Genomic DNA, 24,700 nt, shown 5'->3' with positions numbered 1-24,700 from the left:
TTATTTATGATTACAGTTTGTCTTGCCGACAATTTGCCCGTAGTACATTACGGTGTAAAATCCTATTTCAGGGACCATCCTGAAATATCGGTAGTTTCCAATGTAGGTAGCTTCTACATGGTTCCGGATGCTTTGCGCAACCGCGAAATCAATGTACTGGTTATTGACCTGGAACTCGATGGTTTAAAAAGTATCTATGAACTAAAGGCCATCATTAAAAATTTCCCTAACACCAAAGTTTTGGTTTTCTCAAGTCTTAACGAGCAAGTGTATGCTCCCAATGCCATCAAAGCCGGTGCTGCTGGGTACGTTCACAAAAGCTCGAAACTAGAAACCTTAGGAACCACCATTATCCGTGTGCACCAAGGACTAGTAATGATGAGTGAAAACATCAAGAAAAACTTGGCCTTGATTGCCAAACAAAACAAAACGGAACGCGTGTACCGTAAATTATCCAACCGCGAAATTGAGGTTTTACGTTACTTATCGGACGGTAAGAAAAACAATGAGATCTCTAAAATTTTGAATCTTAACGAAAAAACAATTAGCACCTACAAATTACGCTTGTTGCAGAAGTTAAACGTAACCAATCTTGTAGACCTTGTGAACAAAGCGAAAACTTTGGATATTGTTTAATTCAATCGGTGTCTCGAAATTACACGACCCAATTTTTTAGAAAATACGTTCGTGAGGCCCAAATAATCAACAATCATTTCCAAAGTGCTTGTATTATCAGAATCAGCCTCCGGGCTGATTTCTTTTTTTAGTTCATCGATGATTTGGTTGACCCAATACCATCGCAACGTCAATATCGTCTCAGTAACATACTGCCCAATCGACTGGTCTTTTCCTTTGACCAAAATATTTTTCGCTTCCCAATTGTGCAATACTTCCCGCTCTTCATTCATTAAAATTCCGGTAACCTCCTGCGAGAGTTCGGGCGGCAATTGTGCAATATATTGGTCCAATTCAAAATTTTCATTACTATAAAAATACTGAATGACATCATCGTAAATCTGCTTGAATCCCGTATGCGCCAATTCAATTTCGTCTTCTTGCAAACTCAAATAAATGCGGTGAAAAACTTTATAACGGTTCATTTCCTTGACCTCAACCATTTCCCCATTCTCATCAGCTTTTATCAATACGTCTTCAAAATCATCTTCGCTATCGCCATACAATAACAGCATCTCAATGATTTTGCGTTCCAATAATAACTGAATATTGACACCTTCTACCGGTTGGTTGGGTGTTTCATTGCGGTGGACTTCAAACGCCTTCTGTTCTTCCTTGTGCTTTTTACCCAACTCTTCCAAATCCTTTTTGAGCAATTGGGCCAACGTATTGAACAGCACATCTTCCGAAATATCCATGATACGGGAACATTCTTGAATATAGACCTCCCGCTTGATACGATCGGGAATTTTGGAAATACTCACGACCATGTCCCGAATCAAATCCGCTTTTTTTATAGGGTCATTCTTGGCCTCATTCATCAACAACGAAGCTTTGAACTGAATAAAATCTTTGGCATTGGTATCCAAATACGCCACTAAATCCTGCAACGGTGTTTTCTTGGCAAAACTGTCCGGGTCGTCACCATCAGGAAAGGTGCAAACCTTGACGTTCATTCCTTCTTCCAAAATCAAGTCAATCCCGCGTAAAGACGCCCGCAAACCTGCCGCATCGCCGTCAAACAATACGGTAATGTTTTTGGTTAACCGACTCACCAATCGAATCTGATCAGGTGTCAATGCCGTACCCGACGAAGCCACCACGTTTTCAATACCCGTTTGGTGCATTTGTATCACATCCGTATAGCCTTCCACCAAATAGCAATTGTCGTTTTTGGCAATCGCTTGTTTGGCATGCGAAATTCCATACAACACCTTACTCTTGTGGTACAAATCACTCTCGGGGGAGTTTAAGTATTTGGCCGCTTTTTTATCATTGGTTAAAATACGACCGCCAAATCCGAGTACGCGACCCGACATGCTTTGGATGGGAAACATCACCCGACCCTTGAACCGGTCGAAGGTTTTGTCTTCGCCAACAATAGTCAAACCTGTTTTCTCGAGAAACTCCAATTGATAGCCTTGGGCTTGGGCTTCTTTGGTTAACGCATCCCACACATTGGGCGAATACCCCAAACCAAACTTTTTAATGGTATCGTTGGTAAAGCCACGCTCTTTGAAATACGTCCACGCAATGGCTTTCCCTTCTTCCGATTCCCACAGTTGCTTTTGGAAGTATTGGGAAGCAAACTCGGTCACCAAGAACATACTTTCGCGCTCGTTTAACGCTTCTTTCTCTTCATCGGTGCGCTGGGTTTCTTCAATTTCGATATTGTATTTTTTTGCCAAATACCGAATGGCTTCTGGATAGCTGAAATGCTCGTGCTCCATCAAAAAGGCAATCGCATTACCGCCTTTTCCCGTACTGAAATCTTTCCAAATTTGTTTAACAGGCGAAACCATAAACGACGGCGTGCGTTCGTCAGAGAACGGACTCAAGCCTTTGAAATTACTGCCCGCACGTTTGAGTTGGACATAGTCGCCTATGACTTCCTCCACGCGAACGGCGTCGTATACTTTATCGATGGTTTCTTTCGTAATCAAAATGGATGTACTTTCATTTTTGAACTGGTAAAAATACAAAAAAAGACGCCCTAAAAAAGACGTCTTTTCTCCTCAACAAAATAAATAGGAAATATTCCCGGGATTAATTGAAATCGAAGCGTACACCCAAGGAAATATTGTTCTGTTTTACGGCGTTGTTTTGGAACAACGGATTCAAATCGTATTTCAAATACAAGCTGGTTTGTTTGTAACCAATGTAGGTACTCAACCCATAAACAAAGTCGGATGCATTGAAATCTCCTTTTACTTTGGATTCATACTCCATATCGTTCAACTTGTATTCTGTTTTTTGTTTGGACTTGATGCGCAATCCAGCGTAACCTCCAACACCCAAACGGAAACTGTTGTGGGTACGGAAGATGGTTTTATCGTTTTTCGTTTCTTTTTTCGAAAAATCAAATTCCAAATGTACGGGTGCGACTAAATACACATTGCGGAAACGCGCATTTTTCAATTCGACCGGACTCGTCACTAACACTGTTTGATCACCTTGTTTTTCAAACACCCGATTGTTGGTCGGACGCAAATCGTTGTACATTAACGACAACCCGTATTTGGCGTGCAACAAATTGTCGTTTTTGAAAATACGTGTGTTATACGCCAATCCCCACTCATAGAAGCGCGAACCGGGATAACGGAAATCCGAATCTTCTACCGAACCGTCGGTTACAACATTGTTTAAACCAATGGCAAAAACAAATTGTGAGGTAGTGCGGCGTTCACCATTAAACTCGTATTTCTTGCCTTTAAGATCTTTTCTCTTAATCGAAAAAATATAGGTATGATTGCCTTTTGTAGTATCAGAAGCGGCAATACGTCCGTCGACTTTGTCTTGCACCAAGGTGCGCAATTCGTCGTTTAAGCGATTTACTTCGGATTCAATTTTGGCTGCTGTAGCATTCGCTAACGCTTCTTTCTCGGCGGCCGCTTGTTGGGCGTTGATTTCGCCTTTGTCCACTTTAACATTGACTGCTTCCACAGCGACTTTTAAAGCTTCTTTTTCGTCTTTAGTGACTTTCTCAATCTTTTCAGCGATGTTTTTCGCTTTGGATTCAAAGGTTTCTTGTGCGTGTACTTTGGTCGCAAGAGCGCATAAGGCTACGGCCAAGTAAAATGTAAAATTTCTCATGACTTCGTGATTTTTGTTTTTTGATGAATGATTGTTACTCCTGATTTCGGGTAGCTAAAGCGGATTTAGCCGATTGATAATTGCGATTGAGGCGGTCAAACATGCGCTCGCGAAACGACTGATTGAGTTCGCCATCCACCTGATTCAACAAACTAGCGGCGTCCACTTTGATGTTGGTTTTGGCCAAATGCGGCTGGGCCAGCGCTACGTCTGTTTTTGGGTTGGAACCCGTACTGTTTTGTGTATTCACAGTTGGGCTTTGTACTACCGATTGTGGCGCAGATACTGCAGTTGCTGCATAACTTTCGGTAGTGGGTATTGCTTTTTGATTGATGATGCGTTTTTTCGGTGAAACCGTGTTCGACTTCTGACTGTCTGCTGTGCTTTTCGATTCTGTAGGTTGCACAGCTACGGCTTCGGTGGGTGCGGGTGTTCCAACAGGTAATTCGTTTACGGTTGCGCCTTTGGGCAGACTTTGGGTCTCACTCCCTTCTTTTTGAGTGACTCCCGTTTGGGTATTCGCATCCGGTTCGGGCAGGTCGGAGGTGAAATAAAAGCCTAACGAAAGGAAGACCAAAACGGACGCCGCAATAGCCATATAGCGAAAGTAAACGCCAAACGGACGCTTGGTTTTTTTTTCTTCGGCTACGGTCAACATCGCATCCAAGCGATCCCAAGCTTGGGCTGAAGGCTGAATTTCTCGGCCTTGCAGTTGTTGTTTAATTTGTTCTTCCCAGTTATTCGGTGCCATTGGTGTACTGTTTTTGTTCGTTAATTTGCTGTTGCAACATTTTTCTTGCGTGCGACAATTGCGATTTGGAGGTGCCTTCACTGATGTTCAGTAGTTCGGCAATTTCTTGGTGTTTGTACCCTTCAATACAGTACAAGTTGAACACCATTTTGTAGCCCTCCGGCAACTGATCGATGAGGAACTGAATTTCATCTAAGGTCAGCTGACTCTCAATGCTGTTGTGTGTTTCCTCAAAATAGTCTTCATCGTCCATGAAGCGCACTTTCTTTTGAACCCTGAGAAACGAAATACATTCGTTGACCATGATGCGCCGAATCCATCCTTCAAAACTGCCTTTTTGTTCGAAGTGTTTCAAATTTGTAAACACTTTCATAAAGGCGGTGATCATCACATCTTCGGCTTGGTGGAGGTCTTTCACGTATTGGCGACACACACCCAACATCTTCGGCGCAAACTTCGAATAGATTTGATGCTGCGCGTGACGGTTGTTGTCCTGCGCTAATGCGATCCATTCGTTTTCATCTTTATGGAGGTTAATGACCTTCATGTTTTGTTTGTTCCTAAGGGTTTCTATTGGGTAAGACGCCTCAACTTCAAAAAGGGTTGCATGAGGAAGTAAAAAAAAGTGATTTTTTTTGCAATTATTTTTTAAATCACTGAAAAACAGCAAGATAAAAATAATTATTTTTTTCGTTCAGTAACGTAATTCACCATCAACTGAAGGCTTTCTTTGTAGGGGGAATGGGGAAAATGGGTTAAAAGTGCCAAGGCTTCCTCTTTAAATTCCATCATTTTTTGCTCGGCAAAGGCCAATCCATTTTTGTCTTTCACAAATTGGATGACTTCTTTGACGCGCTTTTTATCTTTGTTGTGGTTTTTAATCGAATTGATGCACCAGCTCTTTTCTTTTGACGAACAGTTATTCAACGCATAAATTAACGGCAAGGTCATTTTTTGCTCCTTAATATCAATCCCGGTGGGTTTGCCAATGGCATCGTCGGTATAGTCGAAGAGGTCGTCTTTGATTTGAAATGCCATGCCGATGAGTTCGCCAAACTTTCGCATCCGCTCCACAACTTCATCGTCATCGGAAACCGAGCGCGCCCCCAAAGCACAACAAGCAGCAATCAAGGTAGCGGTTTTTTGACGGATGATTTCGTAATAAATAGCCTCGGTAATGTCTAGACGGCGGGCTTTTTCAATTTGCAGTAATTCGCCCTCACTCATTTCGCGTACAGCAACTGAAATAATACGCAACAAATCAAAATCACCGTGATCGATGGACAGCAACAATCCTTTGGACAACAAATAATCCCCCACCAAAACGGCAATTTTATTTTTCCATAAGGCATTAATCGAGAAAAAGCCTCGGCGGCGGTTGCTATCGTCGACCACATCATCGTGGACCAAAGTGGCGGTGTGAATTAATTCGATGACACTTGCCCCGCGGTAGGTACGCTCTTCCACCTGACCGTTATTGAGCATTTTCGCCGTGAGAAACACAAACATAGGTCGCATTTGCTTCCCTTTCCGATTCACAATGTAGTGGGTGATTCGGTTTAACAACGCCACCTGAGACGACATGGAATCCCGAAACTTCTTTTCGAATAATTCCATTTCATCCTGAATGGGTTGTTTGATTTGTGCCGTAATATTCATGGACTCCAAAGATACAACAATCCCTACAGTGTGAAAATTTTTTGAGGCGGCATTAAACTTTTTTTAACTTTCAGATTCTAACGGATATAACCGAAAAAATTAAACCTATGAAAACAATGAAATGGCTATTGAGCGCCTTTGCCGTAACCTTAATGGTAAGTTGTTCCAAAGACGATAAAACCGCCAACTTCTCCGCAGAAGAAGCGACCGTAAATGCGAAAATGGATATCGCCAACAATGATGTAACCGACATCGTTGAAGAACAAGAACGCAGTACGTATGACAATACGTTAACCGGTAAAACCACCGAACCCACTACACAGAATTTACCTTCTTGCGCCACAGTTACCCGTGTTCCTGCTTTTGGTACGGCCATCACGCCGGGTACACAAGTAACCAAAACCATTGATTTTGGCACCACCGGCTGTCCGCTACCTAATGGTAATGTGGTTAAAGGTCAAATCATCATCACCTTTGTTTTTGATCCAGGAGCTACCAGTCATACCATCAACTATCAATTTGTAGATTTCTACCACAATGCGATTAAATACGAGGGCAACAAAACGTTTACCCGCACGATGACCACTGCTACGGCAACATCTCCAAGTCACCCAATTGTAACCATGAACATGGACATGACGGCTACCTTCCCGAACGGTAACAGCTACCACCGCGTTGGTCAGCGCGTGCGCGAAATTATTGCCGGATTTGACACACCTGCCCTATTAGCCGATAATGTGTACCAAGTAACCGGAAGTTGGACCACTACCTTCCCGAACACTACGATTCAAACCAGCACCATCACCACTCCGTTACAAGTGAAAATGAGCTGTATGGCGGTGAACAAACCACTGATTGTAAGCGGTGTGATTTCGATTGTTCGTAACGGGAACACCGCTACTTTAGATTATGGCGACGGTACTTGCGACAATACGGCTTTGTTTACCTTTAATGGCACTACCGTTACCATCATCATTGGCAATTAAATAAAAAAGGTTAGTTATAAAAAAAAACGTCCCATGATTTTCGGGACGTTTTTTGTTTAGGATTTGTTGGCCAACTGACCGCAGGCTGCATCGATGTCTTTGCCGCGGCTGCGTCGTACTTTCACCACAATATCATTTTTCTCCAAAGCAGTAATGTAGGCCTGAATGGCTTCCTCCGACGCTTGTTGGAATTCTCCGTCGTCGATGGGGTTGTATTCAATGAGGTTGACTTTACACGGCACGTATTTGCAAAACTTCACCAAGGCATCCACCGCTTCACGGTTGTCGTTGATGCCGCGCCACACCACATATTCATAGGTTACTTTGCTTTTGGTGGTTTTGTACCAATATTCCAAACTTTCACGCAAATCGGTAAGCGGGAAATTGGTCGTAAACGGCATAATCTTGTTGCGCGTACTTTCAATCGCCGAATGCAAGGAAACGGCCAATTTAAACTTCACGCCATCGTCGGCCATTTTTTTAATCATCTTCGGAATCCCAGAGGTGGACACGGTAATGCGTTTGGGCGACATGCCTAAGCCTTCTTCGGAAGTAATCTTCTCGATGGCTTTCATCACATTGGGGTAATTCATTAAGGGTTCGCCCATCCCCATAAACACGATGTTGGAGAGTGGGTGGTTATAGTACAACCGACTCTCGCGATCGATTGCTACGACTTGGTCGTAGATTTCATCGGGTTGCAGGTTTCGCATGCGTTTAAGGCGTGCGGTGGCGCAGAAGTTACAATCGAGACTACAGCCCACCTGACTCGACACACAGGCGGTAGTGCGGGTTTCGGTAGGAATCAACACGCTTTCCACTACCAAACCATCGTGGAGTCGGACCGCATTTTTCACCGTACCGTCGGCACTGCGTTGCATTTGGTCCACCTGAATATGGTTGATGACAAAGTGTGTTTCCAACAACGCGCGGGTCTCCTTGGCGATGTTGGTCATGTCTTCAAACTGGTGGGCGCCTTTGGACCACAGCCATTCATAGACTTGATTTCCGCGAAAGGCTTTATCGCCTTGTGCTACAAAAAAATCACGCAATTGTTCTTTGGTCAGCGCTCGAATGTCTTTTTTTTCTTCCATGAGGCAAAGGTAGAGAGGAATTATGAATTATGAATTATGAATTAAGCGTTTCAAGTGGAAAAGTGGAAGGGGTGTAGAAGTTTATGGTTCTTGTAAACTCACGTTAGGAATTTCTCAGAAGCTCAGCGGCTTAGTGGCTCAGCAGCTTTAAAAGTTTTCAAGTCAGTACCTTATTAAGTTCTCGTGTCAAGACTGTATAACGTAACTTATCCTACTGTATGGGATTTCTCCTTGCGTCGAAATGACAACAGGACGGGGTATTTTTTTAGCTAGCTAAAAACTTTTATATGTAATCTTGTCATTTCGACGCAAGGAGAAATCCCATCCCAATTTTCACGCAAAGAGGTTTCAAGTTTCAAGTTACAAGTTGGGTTTTAGTACACTCATGTTAGGAATTACTCAGTAGCTCAGCGGTTTTCTTTTGGTTTCCTTCGAATTTCCTCCCATTTCAAAGCCATTCATGTTACCTTTTACATAAGGTTTAGTGGCACAACTGTGGCACAACCGTGGCACAACCCCGAACCAAACCGCAACCAAACCGGAAGAAGAGTCGGAGAAAGTGTACAGTAATCAGTGAACAGTATACAGTATACAGTATACAGTATTCAGTATACAGTGTTCAGTGTTCAGTATTTCGTAAATGTTTCAGGTTGGAAGTATGGGGCAATTATCTTTTAAAATTTAGAATTTAGAATTTAGAATTTAGAATTTAGAATACTAAAAAATGGGGGGGGGGGGGTGCGGAATCCCGTAAAATCCCACTCCTTGCCTATTGTACTTTTGGAATGGAAAAATACCTGCGGGAATTCGGAAAAACCCTAGTAGGTGTTTGTAGAGGAATGTTTAAATTGCGGATGATTAGTTGAGCGATTGTGGCTTGGCTGATTATAAGAGGCAATAATTCAACATTTGATGAAAAATATAATCTTTACCATCTTTATAATTCTATTACTCTCATGCAACAAAAATGAAATTTCTTTTGAAACAGAAAAGCAAATTTTTGAAAGTGTATTGGTTCCTATCTTGGATTCTATCCAATTTGGCATTTTGCCACCCCCAAATAATGATAGCATAAAAAAGATTTACGAAAATGATAAAATGTTGATCATCATTAAAGATTCAACAGAAATTTTATCTGTAGAAGATCAATTAGGTTTTTTAGAATACAATAACAATTCTTCAATGGAAATTGATTCCTCTGCACAAACAAAAATTGACCACAATCTAATAAGCGTAAGAAATCTAAATGCTCATAAACTTTCATTCAAGCTAACTGACAATAAATATATTTTCAAATTTTACTCAGAGTTGAAAGCGAATAAAATAAATCAGAATGAGATATTTTTTTGTGGGGAATTAGGCTTGTCAAATATTAAATTAGATAAAACCAAACAAAAAGGGCTATTTTCAATCTCATATCAATGTTGTGAAAAAAACATGTGTGGTATCGGTTGGGTTGTTTATATAATAAAAAAGGATGGTAAATGGAATATCGACAAATTAATTCCAACATGGATTAGTTGATTTTACTACAAACAACAGCCTTTGACAGCTAAAAACGCAAGCGCAAATTTATAAACCCCGACAGCGCAGATTTACTTCGTCTGTTCGGCTAATGCTTCGAGTGCTATCCGTACAAGCAGTAATGAGTAGGAATTAAAAACTAAATTATTAAATCAAAGCACGGATTGAAAATCTGGAATATGAAAACTGACACAAAACTTAAACTGCTGTTTGTTTGTACCGTAAATAGAATGAGAAGTGCAACAGCTCATAAAATTTATGAAAGTGACGACCGTTTTGAAGTTAAGTCGGCAGGGACAGACAAGTCAGCAAACACCGTTCTAACAGAAGAAATATTGCATTGGGCAGACAGTATTGTTGTAATGGAAAAACACCATAGAAATCATATACGTAAACATTTTCCCGAAATCTATAACAACAAGAGAATTGTTTGTTTATACATTCCTGATGACTTTGATTATATGCAGACAGAACTCATCGGAATATTAAAAGACAAAGTGGAAGATGTTTACAGCAGAAAACTTATTTGACAGGCATAAATAACAATCCCGATAGTGGATTTGCAATCCCGACAACGCGAATTTGCAATCCGTACAAGTAATAGTAAATCTTGTGTAATTTAAAATTTTACACCCTTGAGGAGATAAAATTGATTTGAGTAACAATAATATATCTTAGCAACAGTAGAAGCACGGATTGCAAATCCGCGCTATCGGAATGGAAAAATACCTGCGGGAATTAGGAAAAACCCTAGTGGGTGTTCGTAGGGGAATGTTTAAATTGCAAGGAAATTAGTTGAGAAAACTGGGCTTGGCTAATAGTTATATACATTATGAAAAAACTAGACGTTAATTTGTACTTAACAACAATATCACTTATAATTGGATTTGGATATGTACTTTTTTATATGCTATCTGGAAGAAATCAAAACCCTTTAACCTATAGATACCAAAAAGTATTAAATGACAAATTGCTTTTAAAAAAACACATACTTTTTGCATCAATACTATCCTTAATTGGACTCTTCAGATTCAATAGTTTAACTTTAGAAACTTATCTTTTTTCACCTTTTATTTTTATTCTTCTTCTCTTATTATCAAATACAATCATCCACAAAATATACAACAGAAATATTTTAATTGAAATTGGGAGCAGATATAGTTATAGTCCAAGAGTGAATAAAAAAGCAACTTTTCTTGATATTTTTTTTGGTTTACTAATTGTTTTGATAAGTCTAGTTGGACCAATAGCAATGAAATATGACAAGTTTGATAAAATGAATGAAGAAAGAAAAAAATTTAACTCAGAAAAACATACTACATTAAAGGCAGCTACGCTGGAAAGTGCTAATTTGACGCTTGGTTTACAAGAAAAACATTTTTATTAGTAAGAAATTTAGCGTTTCCCGATAGTTCCCGATAGCGCGGATTTGCAATCCGTGCTTGTAATAGTAAGTCTTATGTAATTTATTAATCGAAGCCCTTGAGGAGATAAAATTGATTTGAGTAACAATAATATATCTTAGCAACAGTAGAAGCACGGATTGCAAATCCGCGCTAACCGACTACCACCCCCATCTCAAATTCCAGTTTCTATTCGTACTTTTGCCCAAAATTAATCCTTATGCATTTCATCTCTGAAGAACTGGAATTGTATGTCGAACGGCATTCGCAAGACGAACCGGAATTGTTGGTGCAACTCTTTCGCGAAACGCACCAAAAGGTATTGCAACCGCGCATGCTCAGTGGGCATTTCCAAGGCAGGGTGTTGAGTATGCTGTCGAAAATCATTCGCCCTAAACACATTCTCGAAATTGGAACGTATACTGGATACGCTGCCCTTTGCTTAGCCGAAGGTTTAGCCCCTGAAGGCACATTGGATACCATTGACATTAAAGAGGAATTGGTGGGCATCCAACACAAATACTTTAACCTTTCCCCTTGGAAAGACCAAATCACAGCGCACTTGGGCAATGCCCTAGAGGTGATTCCGACGCTGGATAAAAAATTTGACTTGGTGTTTATCGACGCCGATAAAGAAAACTACATCGCTTATTTCCACCTCATCGTCCCGATGATGAATCCGGGCGGGATTATTTTATCCGATAATGTACTGTGGAGTGGAAAAGTCTTAGAAGAATTGGATCCGCGGGACACGAGTACAAAAGTGCTGCTGGAATACAACGCGCTTTTGAAAAACGATCCGCGCGTAGAAACGGTCTTACTACCCATCCGCGATGGATTGACTGTGAGTCGGGTGCTGTAATTATTGTTTTAAAACCAACTTGCGAAACAAGCGGTAGGCGCCATAACCGTAGAGCGCTCCAAAAAGATAGCCGGTCAAAATATCACCGGGGTAATGCAAGCCCAAATAAATACGGCTGTACGCAAAAATCAGCGGAAACAAAAACAGCAGTGCCGCGTATTTGTAATACGAGCGCAACAGCGCAAAGACCAAAACCGTTGTCGCCATGGAATTGGTGGCATGTCCAGAGTAAAAGCTAAAGGTATCGCTGCATTTCACTACGCGTATCAAACCCTGTAAAGCGGGTTCGTTACACGGCCGCAAGCGCATGAAATAATTCTTAAATAAATTCGCTGATTGGTCGGTGACCACCAACAACAGTGCCGTACACAACAGCAAATACAAAAAGTTGGTTTTGCCTAATTTTTTATACGCCAAAAATAATATGACCGCAAAATAAGGCGCCCAATGCAGCTGTTTGGTAATAAACAACCAGAGTCCGTCATACGTTGACGAACCCAGGTTATTCAATAATATCATCAGGGATTGGTCCCAAGCTATGAGTTGGTCGATCACTAGCGTTTGCGTTTTATAGGTCCGATCATGGACTCAATATCTTCTTCGACTTGTTGCACAGGATTGGGTAAATCCAACAACGATTCGTCGCCTAAATCAATATATCCAGCGGGGCCAACACTTTCTTTGGCTTGATCAACCTCTTTGGTAAAAGTTTCGGTCAATTCCTTCATGGAGTCGGTTATCCCTTCGGTTTGCGCACTTTTCTGAATTTCGTGTTTGATTTCGTTGGTTGTACTTTTCAAATTGGCCATGAATTTCCCAAATGTGCGGGCAAATTCAGGGATTTTATCCGTCCCGAAAAGCATCAACGCGATAAAGATGATGAAGATTAATTCGCCTCCTCCTATTCCAAACATAATTCTTGTATTAGTGTCGCAAAGGTACGAAGTAATTAGTCAAATTTCGACTTCACTTCTTGTTTTGGCCACACGTTATTTTGTGTATCAATATCGGCCGTTTCCTCTTTGGGGTCTACGGTAATTTTGGTAATCGCTTTGGTTGTGGCAAACGTACGGCTCACTTCCTTGTCGTTCATACGCCAGATTTGCGCTGGGAATCGGTGCATTTCAGTCGTTCCGTCTTCGAAGGTGAGTTCGACCAACAACGGCATCACCAATCCGCCCGGCTTATCAAACGTTACTTGATAAAAGAACTTAGGTTCTTTTAATTTCGCACGTTCTTCGGCAGTAAAATGTTCGTTAACATAGGTATCCAAAGCTTTGAAATCCTTAATCACAAACGGTTTGTTCAATTCGGGTTTGTAATCACTGCTACCTTCTTCGATCATGTACACCATCGGACCCACATCTGCATTGCGACGGCGGCGTTTTTTCATAAACTCCTCCACTTCTTTCGAAGGTTCGTTGCTGACAAAATACTTCTTCACTTCTTTGATGCCAATGTCGTTGTAATCGGTGGTAAAGAACCATCCTCTCCAAAACCAATCCAAGTCAAACGCCGACGCATCTTCCATCGTACGGAAGAAATCTTCGGGCGTTGGGTGTTTGAACTTCCAACGGTTGGCGTAGGTTTTAAACGCATAATCAAACAACTCACGCCCCATAATGGTTTCGCGTAAAATGTTCAATCCACAAGCGGGTTTGCCATAGGCATTGTTCCCAAACTGACGGATGCTTTCGGAGTTGGTCATGATAGGCTCCAAGTTCTTTTGGTCACCACTCATGTAGGGTACTATATTTTTGGCTGGACCGCGTGTTGCAGGGAATTTGGGATCCCACTCCATCAAGGCCATGTATTCCATAAACGAGTTCAAACCTTCGTCCATCCACGTCCATTGGCGCTCGTCAGAATTAACAATCATTGGGAAGAAATTATGTCCGACTTCGTGCACAATCACGGAGATCATACCATTCTTTACACGGTCAGTATATTTTCCATCGGCATCCGGACGGCCCCAGTTCCAACAAATCATGGGGTATTCCATTCCTTGGTCTTGGGCATGCACCGAAACCGCTTTGGGATAGGGATAATCGAAAGTATGGCTGGAATAACTTTTCAAGGTGTGCGCCACGACACGGGTTGAATATTCACCCCACAACGGATTTCCTTCTTTGGGATATACCGAAACTGCCATGACATTTTTCGTGGCTAATTTAACCGCCATCGCGTCCATGATAAACTTACGCGAAGTGGCAAATCCGAAGTCGCGCACATTATCCGCTTTGAATTTCCAAGTTTTCTTTTTGTCTGAAAATCCTTTTTCAGCAGCTGTAGCTTCTTCTTGGGTTACAATTACAACGGGTTTGTCAAACGACTTTTCCGCTTCCGCATAACGCGCCAATTGAGCGGGTGTGAAGATTTCGTTACGGTTCATCAGGGTACCTGTAGCTTCCATGATATGGTCAGCAGGCACGGTGATTTCTACTTCAAAATTCCCGAACGGCAAAGCAAACTCTCCCGAGCCCCAGAACTGTTGGTTTTGCCACCCTTCCACATCGTTGTAAACGGCCATACGCGGATAGAATTGGGCGACAATGTACAGGTTGTTTCCGTCAGCATCAAAGTGTTCGTAACCCGAACGGCCGCCATCCAATAGGTAATTGTTGATGTTATACCACCATTTGATGTTCAAACTAATCTTTTCGCCATGGGCCAAAGGTTTGGGCAACTCCACGCGCATCATCGTTTGGTTGACGCTGTAGGCCATTGGTTTACCCGCAGCATCTTTGATGTATTCGATATTGAAGCCGCCATCAAAGCGTTCTTCCAAATATTTACGAGAGAATTGTTGCGCGCCCAACGCCGGTTCGGTACGGTCGCCGTTTTGTAGTGGTGAAAGTGATTTACGCGAATGTTGGTTTTGATCCAATTGTATCCAAAGGTAATCCAATGCTTCTTTGGCGTTGTTGGTATAGGTAATGACTTCCGAGCCGTACACTTTTTGGTTGCGGTCGTCCAATTCTACTTTGATTTTGTAATCGGCTTGCTGTTGGTAGTACTCAGGCCCTGGTGCTCCCGATGCCGTGCGGTACATATTGGGCGTAGCCAACACATCATACATTTGCTTGAACTTATCCGGATTGCGGTAATTCGGATCGGGTTTTGGCGTTTCCTGAGCCACCACAAGAGCGGTAGTCAACAAACTTACAAGTAGAAAATTGGATTGCTTTGTCATTAGTGTTTGTTTTTTAGGGTCATAAAAATACTTTTTTCTCGTTGGAGGCCAAGTATTCCCAAATTATTTTAACATTCCTTTAGTTTTTTCAGCATCCAACACAAGGGTCTGTTTTCCTCCGTTGAATTGAAAATGCATCATGTTTTCCTGTTCGTCAAAAACCTCCGTCAGGACGGAATTGGACACTTCGATTTGAGTTACCTTGGCCACCTCGGCACAATTCAAATAGCAAACCAGTACGTTTCCATCGAGTTCGCTACTCTTGAAAGTCAGCGGCTTTCCTTGGTGGTTGACCGTTATTTTGATTTGGTCCAAAAGGTATTTTTTCAAATCTTCGGTATCGGTAGTTGATTGTTTATCCGTTCCTAAAAAATGCTTGGTTTTGTATTTTTTATCCAATGCCGCATTGAGATCATCGACAAATATTCGGGCGGTAATTTCCAATCGTTTTTTGGCCACATTGTGATTGACCTGATAAATGGCCATGTAGAATTTGTGTAGGGTAAAACTGGAACACAGCACCCATACCAAAAGGAAAAGTACACTATTTTTTTTCATCGCTTTCTTTGGGTTTTAAAAATTCGACGAGCAACTGACTTAGTTTAAACTTTAACGGGATTAAGTTGTCGGATTTGACCAATGCGCGCACCTCAGCGTTTTCCACAGCATAGTATTGAAACGCTTTAACCTGATCGGGCGCCAAATGCAATTGGTCGGCAAAATAAAGCGAATCCAGTTTAGAGGTCAAGGCGGCTAATGCTAGTTCTTTTCGTTCGACTTCCAACTCTTTTTTAAGCATGGCGGTGCGACCGGTAATCGCGTTAATCATGGGGTCGAGCGGCATTCCTCCTAACGGAATCATCAGAATTTGCCACGGAGAAAATTGGCCTGCAGTACGCAATTTCCGTTCGGCCGGCGTATAGTGTTTGGGTTTGTAGTCGATGATTCCCATTTTTTGGGCATCGAGTTTGACCACACGCACTTCGTCCAAATTATAGACGGCAGCTCTGAGTTTGACCACCAATTGCTTTTTCTTGTAAAGGGCTTCGTCAATTTTCACAAACTGCTCTTCATAGCCAACGGCAGAAATTTTGAGCGCTTCATTGAGTTGTACGAGAATGCGAAAGCGCCCCGTTTCATTGGTCATGACGGTGGCATTGGTCACGATATTAGACACGTTAATATTCGCGAGTTCGTTGCGCAGTTCCGACACAACAAGTCCTTCGAGCCAAACGGGTTCGTTCTGACTCCAACTGCATTGGATGACGAAAAGAAGAAAAAGCCATTTCCGCATGGGGTAAAAATACCGAAAACCAAAAGGTTGTTTCCAACCATCAGTCTAAATTTTTGTTAATTGTTACCTTTGTGCGAATTGAAATCGGATTTCCATGAAAAAAATGATCATCGCTAGTACGTCGACCTTACACGGCGGCACCTATTTGGAGTATTTGTTACCCACGCTTGAACACCATTTTTCCAACGCCAAAACGATTGTTTTTATTCCGTTTGCCCGACCTGGCGGAATTTCGCATGATGTGTATACCGCCAAAGTGAGTGACGCTTTCGCAAAAATTGGAAAATCCGTGGTGGGCTTGCATACGTTTGCCGACCCGAAACAAGCGGTGCTGGAAGCCGAAGGAATTTTTACCGGCGGAGGCAATACCTTTCAGTTGGTTTCCCAATTGTATGCATTGGATCTTTGGGACAGTTTACGTGCGGCATTAGAGAAAGGCACACCGTATTTGGGTTGTAGCGCGGGCAGTAATATCACAGGAGTATCGATGCAAACCACGAATGATATGCCGATTGTGTATCCGCCATCGTTTCAAACCTTGGGTGCGATTCCGTTCAATTTGAATCCGCACTATTTGGACCCGGATGCGAACAGCACCCACATGGGCGAGACGCGGGAAACCCGAATTAAAGAATTTCATGTATACAACCGTTTACCCGTATTGGGGTTACGCGAAGGGAGTTGGTTGGAAGTTCAAGGACCTACTATCAAATTACGTGGCGCATTAACCGCACGTTTATTTCAACAAGGTCATGAACCTGTGGAATTGGAATCGGGAACGGATATGAGTGATTTATAAAAAACAAAGCCTTCTTGAAAGGCTTTTTTTGGACATAAAAAAAACCTCCAGAATCATCTGAAGGTTTTTGGTGGAGCGGAAGACGAGGCTCGAACTCGCGACAACCAGCTTGGAAGGCTGGAGCTCTACCAACTGAGCTACTTCCGCTTTTGTGAGTGCAAATATAAGACGATTGTTTTTACTTGTGCAAGTTTTTTTTAAAATTTTTTTGTCGGAATTTTAGACTCGATTTCCCGTAAACGCTAACGTTTTTAGAATTAATCCCTTACGGTCATCGCTTATGACATTGCGCATTCAAAAAATAGATTCGGCTACCACCTACCCCCTACGGCAGGCGGTATTACGACCGGGAAAGCCGCCGGAAAGCTGTTTATTTGCGGGAGATGATTTACCTTCAACAACCCATTGGGGGGCTTATGTTGGGGAAGATTTAGCAGGAATTCTTTCGGTATACGAACAATACCATCCCTCCTTTTCTGAAAACAACCAATTCCAACTGCGCGGCATGGCTGTTTTACCAAATTACCAAGGCCTATCGATTGGTAAACAATTACTTTTGGCGGTGGAAAACGCTATATTTACAACTCAAGATGTGCGAGTTTGGTGCAATGCCCGATCGAGTGCCGTCGGTTTTTATGCGCTTTTGGGATACGAAACGGAAGGCGATGAATTTGATATTCCGTCGGTAGGTCCTCATTTTATAATGACAAAAAAACGATGAAAACAGGAATCCTTTGGTTGTTGAGTTTACCCCTACTTTTTGTCATGCTGTATGGAAAAGGCGGGCGTCATACCGTTGCGCCAAACGAAGGCACACCCATTGACTCTACCCTTACTTTATTTCAAAAGAATCCGTTACTTAAAGAATTTTACCGTTTGAATCAATACACGTCCCAATGGAACGACACGTTGATTCGGAAAGAACTCTTGGATCATCTTGCTCGTGCCGAAGAAGAAGGTTTACAACCCAAAGATTACGACTACGAAACCTTACGAGACAGGGAAATTCACTACACCGAATTATCGGATTCCTTAAAAACAGATTATGAGGTGCGTCTGAGTCGGAGCGCCTTACGCTGGTTACGGCATTTATCAGACGGTAAACTCAATCCGTATTTGATTTATGACGACTGGGATTTGCGGCGCGCGCCTACCCAAGTTGCACCGCTATTACAGGAAGCGTTGCAACAACGGAATTTAACTGCTGTTATCGAAGGCTGTAAACCCAACCATCCGGTTTATCAAAAATTAAAACGAAGTTTAAAAATCTTACGAGGTTATCCCGACAAGTTTATTGGTTTGGTGAATTTAAAGGAAAAAATTCTTCCCAATCAAAAAAGCAAATACATTCCCATTATCAAAAAACGGTTGATGTATTGGGGCGATATGCCGGAAAAAGATTCTATTTTGAATCAAACCTACGATGCCAAAACCCAGCGAGCGATGCTGCGTTTTCAAAAACGACACGGTTTGCGTCCGGATGGAATAATTGCAAGGGCTACGATTGATGCGCTGAATTATTCGAGGGATCAACGCATTGAACAAGTGATCGTCAATATGGAGCGGTGGCGGTGGTATCCACGGGAGTTGGGGTATCATTATCTGTTGGTGAATATTCCGGCCTATAATATTGTGGCGGTGAAAGACCAAGACACCTTGCAATACCAGCGTGTAGTGGTTGGCAGGGACACGCGCCCAACGCCCATTTTATCTTCCAAAATATCGAATATCAATTTGAATCCGAATTGGACGGTTCCGCCCACCATTTTAAAAGAAGATTTATTCCCAGAGGCAGAGAAAAACCCCTATCATTTCCGCAAAAAAGGATTGCAAATTTTGGATAAAGACAATCAGGAAGTCGACCCAAAACTGTGGAAAAAAGAAGATGCGTTTCGGTACAAATATGTTCAAAATCCGGGACGCAATAATTCATTAGGATTGATGAAAATTAATTTTCCCAATAGGTATACAGTGTATTTGCACGACACCAACCATCGGGATTATTTTTCTTTGAGTTACCGATCGCTGAGTTCAGGCTGTGTGCGTTTGCAAAAGCCGTTGGAAATGGCCGAACATATTTTGAACGACAGTATCGTTTGGCCCTTACAAAAGATAAAAGATACTACCGATATTGCACATTACCAAGCGTTGCGGGAATTGAAAATCAAACAACTTACCCTTCAACAAGCCAAATTGAAAAAGAAATATCCCAATCGGGTAATAGCTCCAATCGATTTGCCGAAAGCAGCACTAAAAACGATTTACATCAAAGTTAAGGATGAAATCGCCATCCATCAATGGTATTGGACCGCTTGGGAAGAAAAAGGAGTACTCCAATTCCGGGAAGACATTTATTGTTTGGACGCCAGTTTATATACCCTGCTCCGTTATAAATGACGATTGTTCCAAATAGGTTTTATGTGGTGCATAAATAAACAAACACGATTGATCTTTAATCATCGGAATGATGCGGTTGGCTTCTTTTTGAGCTAAGGCAGGACAGCCCTGACTACGCCCTAAACGATTGAACTTTTGAATGTGTTTTTTGGAAACATACGTGGCGCCGTGCATGACAATAGACCGTTGTTCGGAGAGATCATTAAACCCTGGTTCTAATCCTTTTAATTTTAATGACAGGCCGTGTTTGCCATAATAAATGGATGTAGTCAAGTAAAATCCGAGGCTACTTTTAAACGAACCTTCTTCATTGGAAAAATCGGTGGGCTGCACCAATCCCGAATTCATACCGTGTGAAACATAAGTATGTTCGAGCACTTTATACTGACGCATGTCAATTACCCACAAACGTTTTTCGGTGGATGGCAATGAAAAATCAATTAAGGTCAGGTACGGTTGCTGAATTTGTCCTTCATTATCAAGCTTTAGATACCCTTGCATTCCATAAGCAAAACAATCCCAATGGGGTAAATCCCTATTGTTGGCATCTAATTGTGCATATAAACTGCGGACTTCTTGTACTGAAAAAACACGAGAGGGTACGGTTGTAAAAGAGAAAAACAAGAAGCAGACCACCCCTGCAAAAAAGCGTAAAGGCATAGGCATTAGTAGGTTAATTGTTAAACTTGGGGAACCAAATATAAATTTTAGTTTTGGAACCACCAACATAAAAATGTTAAAATTATCGATATAATGATTGTTTTAATCGATGTAATGCATAGTTTGCTCGTTTATTTATACAAATTCTTATTTTTAGCACTGATCTGATATTGGAATATCTAATGTACTGTGTTACATTTGCATGCCTTTAAATATGTATATTTGTCCACCAACCAAAACTCAATGAATCTAAAATTTGCGCCTTTATTATTTTTATTCGCAATGGCTAGCTCCTTTTGCTGGGGTCAGGCTCCTAAAAAAGTGTATCACACTAAATTCACCAGCGAAAAAATAACTATCGACGGAAAATTAGATGAAGTAGTTTGGCAACAAGCCGAAACGGCAACCGACTTTGTCATGGTGCAACCGGGTAATGGCACACCAGAAGACTCCAATCGCAAATCCATTATTAAGATCACTTATACCCATGAAGCCATTTATGTGGGGGCATTATTACTGGATGATCATCCCGAAACCATTGCCCGTGAGTTGACTACTCGTGATGATTTTGCCACTGCCGATCATTTTGGCGTAATTCTAAATGGATTTAATGACGGGCAACAAGACTTCCGTTTTTTTGTGAGTGCGGCTGGAGTACAACAAGATTGTGTATATACCGATGCCAATGGTGAAGACTTTTCATGGAATGCCATTTGGGACAGTGAAGTTCGCATTGTTGAAAATGGTTGGATTGCAGAAATGCGTATTCCCTATGCGGCGCTCCGTTTCCCTCCTACTACCAAACAAACTTGGGGGTTGAATTTCTACCGAGAAGTCAACAAAACCCGATTCAAATACACTTGGAATCTCATTGATAATAAAATCAACACGGAGTCCAATCAAGCGGGGATTTTAGAAGGCATTGAAAATATCAAAACACCAACCCGTTTATTTTTTATCCCGTATTCCTCTTTTTATCTCAATGGTAACCAATGGACTAAAACAAACGGCCAACTCAAAGGCGGGATGGATATCAAATACGGGATTAATGATGCCTTCACGCTTGACGCTATTTTAATTCCGGATTTCGGTCAGACAAAATTTGATAATGTCGTTTTGAATTTGGGTCCGTTCGAACAAACCTTTAATGAAAACCGACCTTTCTTTACGGAGGGAACCGAAATGTTCAGCAAGGGCGATCTATTCTATTCACGAAGAATTGGAGGTGCTCCAAGCCTTAATGAAAATTTAGGCCCAGACGAAGAAGTCGTTGACCGACCCAACAATGTCAATCTTTTTAATGCTTTGAAAATATCCGGTCGTACAAGCAAAGGTTTGGGTGTGGGTGTTTTAAATGCAGTAACGCGTCCCATGTATTCTGAAATTCGCAATACGGTCACTGGTGCTACGCGTGAAGCGTTGGTCGAACCTTTAGCCAACTATAATATTTTGGTATTGGACCAACGTTTTCGAAAAAATTCCTCGGTAAGTTTTATCAACACCAGTGTCGTTAGAAATGGAGGAAATCGCGACGCCAATGTTTCGGCATTAGTATTTGATTTAAATACCAAAAAGAATACTTACAAGTTGAGTGGGGATTACAAGTACAGTATTATTTCGCTAGCGGATACCAAAACCAGTACAGGATACAACACTTCATTAAACTTTGCAGAAACCAGCGGCAAGTACCGTTACAGCTTTGGTGGACAATACGTGAGTACCTTTTTTGACAACAATGATTTGGGGGTCAATTTTACGACACATTATCATTCTATGTACATGAATGGGAGTTATCGCTTATTGAACCAAACGCCTAAACTAAATACGTTTAATATCTTTTTCAATAATTATTCTGAATTTGATAACCGTACCGGTCGTTTGCAAGCCTTAAATCACGGTATTAATGTCAATATTGTCGATAAGAAAAATGATTATTACGGCTTTGGATTTAATGGGCGGCCGCTTCATGTCTATGATTTTTATGAACCGCGAACGTATAACGAATCGCGTTTCATCCGTTTACCTCGCGTAATGAGTGCGTATTTTTACTTTTCTTCCAATTATGCTCGAAAATTCGCCATTGACATCAATCCATCTTTCACGCAATCGGATGAGAAAAACCGCTTTACGTATGGGTTCCAGTTTGCACCTCGCTATCGCTTTTCCAATAAATTAGCTTTTGTTTTAGATTATACCTACAACCATTTGAACAACAATGTAGGCTATGTGGGGCAAGACGACAGCATCAATGCCATTTATATGGGTCGCCGAAAAATCAACACCCATACGTTGAGTTTAAACGGTAAATACTCCATCAACCACAACATGACTTTTAACTTAGTTACTCGCTATTATTGGTCGTATGCTTTATACAATAACTATTATGCACTATTGGATAATGGTGGATTATTAAATGTAACCGATACTGTAGCATTGGATGCTGACCGTAACTTCAACACCTGGAATTGCGACTTGAACTTTTCTTGGTGGTTTGCTCCGGGTAGTCAGATGAATATTTTATACCGCAACAAAGCTTTTCTCCAGCAATACCAAACTATTGATGAATCGGTTAAAGGAAATTTGGGTCGGGTATTGAGTTCCCAAAATTTGGACCACATCTTCTCTATAAGTATTCGTTATTTCATTGATTATAATTCATTGAAAAAAAACTAATAAACCCTTTGAATTTTTACGAATAATCCATGGCTTTTCGGTTGATTTCCAGGGGCAATTTGGCGTACCTTTGTACCAAATTTGAATACCATGAATAAGAAAGTCATTCTCATGATTTTGGACGGTTGGGGAAAATCACCCGACCCGAAAGTGTCGGCTATCGACAACGCCAACGTGCCTTTTATCAATAGTCTTTATACCCAATATCCCAACGCTGAATTACGCACTGACGGACTTAATGTTGGACTTCCTGAAGGGCAAATGGGAAATTCAGAAGTAGGCCACATGAACTTGGGGGCGGGACGAATTGTCTACCAAGATTTAGCTAAAATTAATTTAGCCGTTCAAAACCATACTTTAAGTAAAGAACAACCCTTAATTGATGCATTTGAATATGCCAAAGCCCACGGTAAAAAAGTCCATTTTTTAGGATTGGTTTCTAATGGCGGGGTACATTCGCATACCTCACACTTATACGGACTTTTAGATGCGGCAGCTTCGTATGATTTGGAACACGTTTATATTCATGCTTTTACCGACGGCCGTGATGTGGATCCCAAATCGGCACAAACGGACTTGGCCAACTTGCTTGCTTATACCGAAAAATCCAACGCAAAAATCGCTACTGTAATTGGGCGCTATTATGCGATGGATCGCGACAAACGTTGGGAACGCGTAAAATTGGCCTACGATTTATTGGTTAATGCTGAAGGAGAAAAGACCAATGACTTATTGGCTAGCATTCAACAAAGCTATAGTGAAGGTGTGACCGATGAATTCATCAAACCCTTAGTGGTCACTCAAGCTGATGGTCAACCCTCTGCGGTGATTGAAGAAGATGATGTGGTGATTTTCTTTAATTTCCGTACCGATCGCGGAAGGGAATTGACCGAAGTATTGTCACAAAAAGATTTCCACGAATTCAACATGCACAAACTGAATTTGTACTATGTGACGATGACCAATTACGACGAAACCTATCAAAATGTTCATGTGATTTACGATAAAGATAACATCACAGAAACCCTGGGAGAAGTTTTGGAACAAGCGGGCAAAAAACAAATTCGAATCGCTGAAACGGAAAAATATCCGCACGTGACCTTCTTCTTTTCGGGCGGACGTGAAGTGCCTTTTGAAGGGGAAACGCGTATTTTACGCAATTCTCCCAAAGTGGCAACCTACGACTTGCAACCCGAGATGAGTGCGTATGAATTGAAAGACGCTTTGATTCCCGAATTAGAAAAAGGAGACGTTGACTTTGTGTGTTTGAATTTTGCCAATGGTGATATGGTCGGACATACCGGAGTGATGGAAGCCGCCATCAAAGCTTGTGAGGCTGTGGATGTTTGTGTGCGCGAAATTGTAACAACAGCTTTAGCCCACGATTATACAACCATCATCATCGCTGACCACGGCAACTGCGAAACCATGATCAATCCTGACGGTTCGCCCAACACCGCTCATACTACGAATCCTGTGCCTTTCATTTTAGTAGACAAGGAATTGACAACCATTCAAAGTGGCATATTAGGCGACATTGCGCCAACCGTATTGAAACTGATGGGCATCCCTCAACCGGCAGCAATGACCTGCCATTCTTTAGTATAAAACATTACTACAACATACGTTAAGAGGTT

General features: G+C 41.6%; 23 protein-coding genes and 1 tRNA gene. 11 read left to right on the top strand and 13 right to left on the bottom strand.

All coding sequences use genetic code 11. The features are described from left to right. Window positions 1-6: 6 nt before the first annotated feature. On the top strand, window positions 7-636 hold the full coding sequence (locus OLM45_RS05105) for a response regulator transcription factor (RefSeq protein WP_129459909.1): 630 nt from the start codon (window positions 7-9) through the stop codon (window positions 634-636). On the opposite strand, the gene dnaG is transcribed toward OLM45_RS05105, so the two are convergent. From dnaG to OLM45_RS05080, 5 genes are all read right to left on the bottom strand, one after another. Continuing rightward, window positions 633-2,618 (bottom strand): DNA primase, encoded by a 1,986-nt coding sequence (dnaG, locus tag OLM45_RS05100; RefSeq protein WP_264512512.1) that lies wholly within the window; start codon window positions 2,616-2,618, stop codon window positions 633-635. The two genes, OLM45_RS05105 and dnaG, sit on opposite strands and share 4 nt — an antisense overlap. A gap of 103 nt (window positions 2,619-2,721) precedes the next feature. After that, on the bottom strand, window positions 2,722-3,768 hold the full coding sequence (locus tag OLM45_RS05095) for a hypothetical protein (RefSeq protein WP_264512510.1): 1,047 nt from the start codon (window positions 3,766-3,768) through the stop codon (window positions 2,722-2,724). A gap of 34 nt (window positions 3,769-3,802) precedes the next feature. Continuing rightward, entirely contained in the window at window positions 3,803-4,519 is a 717-nt protein-coding gene (locus tag OLM45_RS05090) for a hypothetical protein (protein ID WP_264512508.1), read from the bottom strand. Continuing rightward, window positions 4,506-5,066 carry an RNA polymerase sigma factor gene (locus OLM45_RS05085; RefSeq protein ID WP_264512506.1) on the bottom strand — a complete coding sequence of 187 codons (561 nt, stop codon included), beginning with the start codon at window positions 5,064-5,066 and terminating at the stop codon, window positions 4,506-4,508. The genes OLM45_RS05090 and OLM45_RS05085 overlap by 14 nt, the downstream gene beginning before the upstream one ends. A 134-nt stretch (window positions 5,067-5,200) precedes the next feature. Then, the gene (locus OLM45_RS05080; protein ID WP_264512504.1) at window positions 5,201-6,178 is read right to left on the bottom strand and encodes a polyprenyl synthetase family protein; all 978 of its coding nucleotides are present in this window, start codon (window positions 6,176-6,178) and stop codon (window positions 5,201-5,203) included. 107 nt (window positions 6,179-6,285) lie between these two features. Here OLM45_RS05080 and OLM45_RS05075 point away from each other — a divergent pair, with 107 nt between their 5' ends. Beyond that, the gene (locus tag OLM45_RS05075; protein ID WP_129459915.1) at window positions 6,286-7,164 is read left to right on the top strand and encodes a hypothetical protein; all 879 of its coding nucleotides are present in this window, start codon (window positions 6,286-6,288) and stop codon (window positions 7,162-7,164) included. Between the two features lie 56 nt (window positions 7,165-7,220). On the opposite strand, the gene rlmN is transcribed toward OLM45_RS05075, so the two are convergent. Next, a complete protein-coding gene (rlmN, locus tag OLM45_RS05070; RefSeq protein ID WP_264512502.1) occupies window positions 7,221-8,258 on the bottom strand; it encodes a 23S rRNA (adenine(2503)-C(2))-methyltransferase RlmN in 1,038 nt (345 codons plus the stop codon). A 912-nt stretch (window positions 8,259-9,170) separates the two neighbouring features. Here rlmN and OLM45_RS05065 point away from each other — a divergent pair. From OLM45_RS05065 to OLM45_RS05050, 4 genes are all read left to right on the top strand, one after another. Continuing rightward, window positions 9,171-9,782, top strand: a complete 612-nt coding sequence (locus OLM45_RS05065) for a hypothetical protein (RefSeq protein ID WP_264512500.1) — start codon at window positions 9,171-9,173, stop codon at window positions 9,780-9,782. Between the two features lie 179 nt (window positions 9,783-9,961). Then, window positions 9,962-10,312 carry a low molecular weight protein tyrosine phosphatase family protein gene (locus OLM45_RS05060; RefSeq protein WP_264512498.1) on the top strand — a complete coding sequence of 117 codons (351 nt, stop codon included), beginning with the start codon at window positions 9,962-9,964 and terminating at the stop codon, window positions 10,310-10,312. 302 nt (window positions 10,313-10,614) lie between these two features. Next, window positions 10,615-11,169, top strand: a complete 555-nt coding sequence (locus OLM45_RS05055) for a hypothetical protein (protein WP_264512496.1) — start codon at window positions 10,615-10,617, stop codon at window positions 11,167-11,169. A 236-nt stretch (window positions 11,170-11,405) separates the two neighbouring features. Continuing rightward, window positions 11,406-12,047, top strand: coding sequence for an O-methyltransferase (locus OLM45_RS05050; RefSeq protein ID WP_264512494.1), 642 nt, complete (start codon window positions 11,406-11,408; stop codon window positions 12,045-12,047). Here OLM45_RS05050 and OLM45_RS05045 read toward each other — a convergent pair whose 3' ends face one another. From OLM45_RS05045 to OLM45_RS05025, 5 genes are all read right to left on the bottom strand, one after another. Next, entirely contained in the window at window positions 12,048-12,602 is a 555-nt protein-coding gene (locus OLM45_RS05045) for a phosphatase PAP2 family protein (protein ID WP_264512492.1), read from the bottom strand. Next, complete coding sequence (locus OLM45_RS05040; RefSeq protein ID WP_264512490.1) at window positions 12,602-12,961, bottom strand: twin-arginine translocase TatA/TatE family subunit; 360 nt, start codon at window positions 12,959-12,961, stop codon at window positions 12,602-12,604. The genes OLM45_RS05045 and OLM45_RS05040 overlap by 1 nt, the downstream gene beginning before the upstream one ends. A gap of 35 nt (window positions 12,962-12,996) precedes the next feature. Further along, the gene (locus OLM45_RS05035) at window positions 12,997-15,240 is read right to left on the bottom strand and encodes a M1 family metallopeptidase (protein WP_264512488.1); all 2,244 of its coding nucleotides are present in this window, start codon (window positions 15,238-15,240) and stop codon (window positions 12,997-12,999) included. Between the two features lie 63 nt (window positions 15,241-15,303). Then, entirely contained in the window at window positions 15,304-15,798 is a 495-nt protein-coding gene (locus OLM45_RS05030) for a DUF6702 family protein (RefSeq protein WP_264512486.1), read from the bottom strand. Next, window positions 15,785-16,534 (bottom strand): carboxypeptidase-like regulatory domain-containing protein, encoded by a 750-nt coding sequence (locus OLM45_RS05025; protein ID WP_264512484.1) that lies wholly within the window; start codon window positions 16,532-16,534, stop codon window positions 15,785-15,787. Before OLM45_RS05025 ends, OLM45_RS05030 begins: the two co-directional genes overlap by 14 nt. Window positions 16,535-16,628: 94 nt before the next feature. Here OLM45_RS05025 and pepE point away from each other — a divergent pair, with 94 nt between their 5' ends. Further along, entirely contained in the window at window positions 16,629-17,333 is a 705-nt protein-coding gene (pepE, locus tag OLM45_RS05020; protein WP_264512482.1) for a dipeptidase PepE, read from the top strand. 71 nt (window positions 17,334-17,404) lie between these two features. On the opposite strand, the gene OLM45_RS05015 is transcribed toward pepE, so the two are convergent. Further along, window positions 17,405-17,480, bottom strand: a tRNA-Gly gene (locus tag OLM45_RS05015). Window positions 17,481-17,613: 133 nt separating this feature from the next. On the opposite strand from OLM45_RS05015, the gene OLM45_RS05010 reads away from it, so the two are divergent. After that, window positions 17,614-18,054, top strand: coding sequence for a GNAT family N-acetyltransferase (locus tag OLM45_RS05010; RefSeq protein ID WP_264512480.1), 441 nt, complete (start codon window positions 17,614-17,616; stop codon window positions 18,052-18,054). After that, a complete protein-coding gene (locus tag OLM45_RS05005; RefSeq protein ID WP_264512478.1) occupies window positions 18,051-19,730 on the top strand; it encodes a L,D-transpeptidase family protein in 1,680 nt (559 codons plus the stop codon). Before OLM45_RS05010 ends, OLM45_RS05005 begins: the two co-directional genes overlap by 4 nt. On the opposite strand, the gene OLM45_RS05000 is transcribed toward OLM45_RS05005, so the two are convergent. Continuing rightward, the gene (locus OLM45_RS05000; RefSeq protein WP_264512476.1) at window positions 19,704-20,390 is read right to left on the bottom strand and encodes a murein L,D-transpeptidase catalytic domain family protein; all 687 of its coding nucleotides are present in this window, start codon (window positions 20,388-20,390) and stop codon (window positions 19,704-19,706) included. The two genes, OLM45_RS05005 and OLM45_RS05000, sit on opposite strands and share 27 nt — an antisense overlap. A 243-nt stretch (window positions 20,391-20,633) precedes the next feature. Between OLM45_RS05000 and OLM45_RS04995 the strand changes: the two genes are divergently transcribed. Together OLM45_RS04995 and gpmI are read left to right on the top strand one after the other, a co-directional pair. Further along, window positions 20,634-23,063, top strand: coding sequence for a carbohydrate binding family 9 domain-containing protein (locus tag OLM45_RS04995; protein WP_264512474.1), 2,430 nt, complete (start codon window positions 20,634-20,636; stop codon window positions 23,061-23,063). Between the two features lie 90 nt (window positions 23,064-23,153). Then, window positions 23,154-24,671, top strand: a complete 1,518-nt coding sequence (gpmI, locus tag OLM45_RS04990) for a 2,3-bisphosphoglycerate-independent phosphoglycerate mutase (RefSeq protein WP_264512472.1) — start codon at window positions 23,154-23,156, stop codon at window positions 24,669-24,671. Window positions 24,672-24,700: the final 29 nt, after the last annotated feature.

Source organism: Flavobacterium sp. N1719, from assembly GCF_025947045.1.
Taxonomy (GTDB): domain Bacteria; phylum Bacteroidota; class Bacteroidia; order Flavobacteriales; family Flavobacteriaceae; genus Flavobacterium; species Flavobacterium stagni.
Note: the sequence above shows the minus strand (reverse complement) of the source record. Positions and strands in the feature narration are given on the sequence as shown.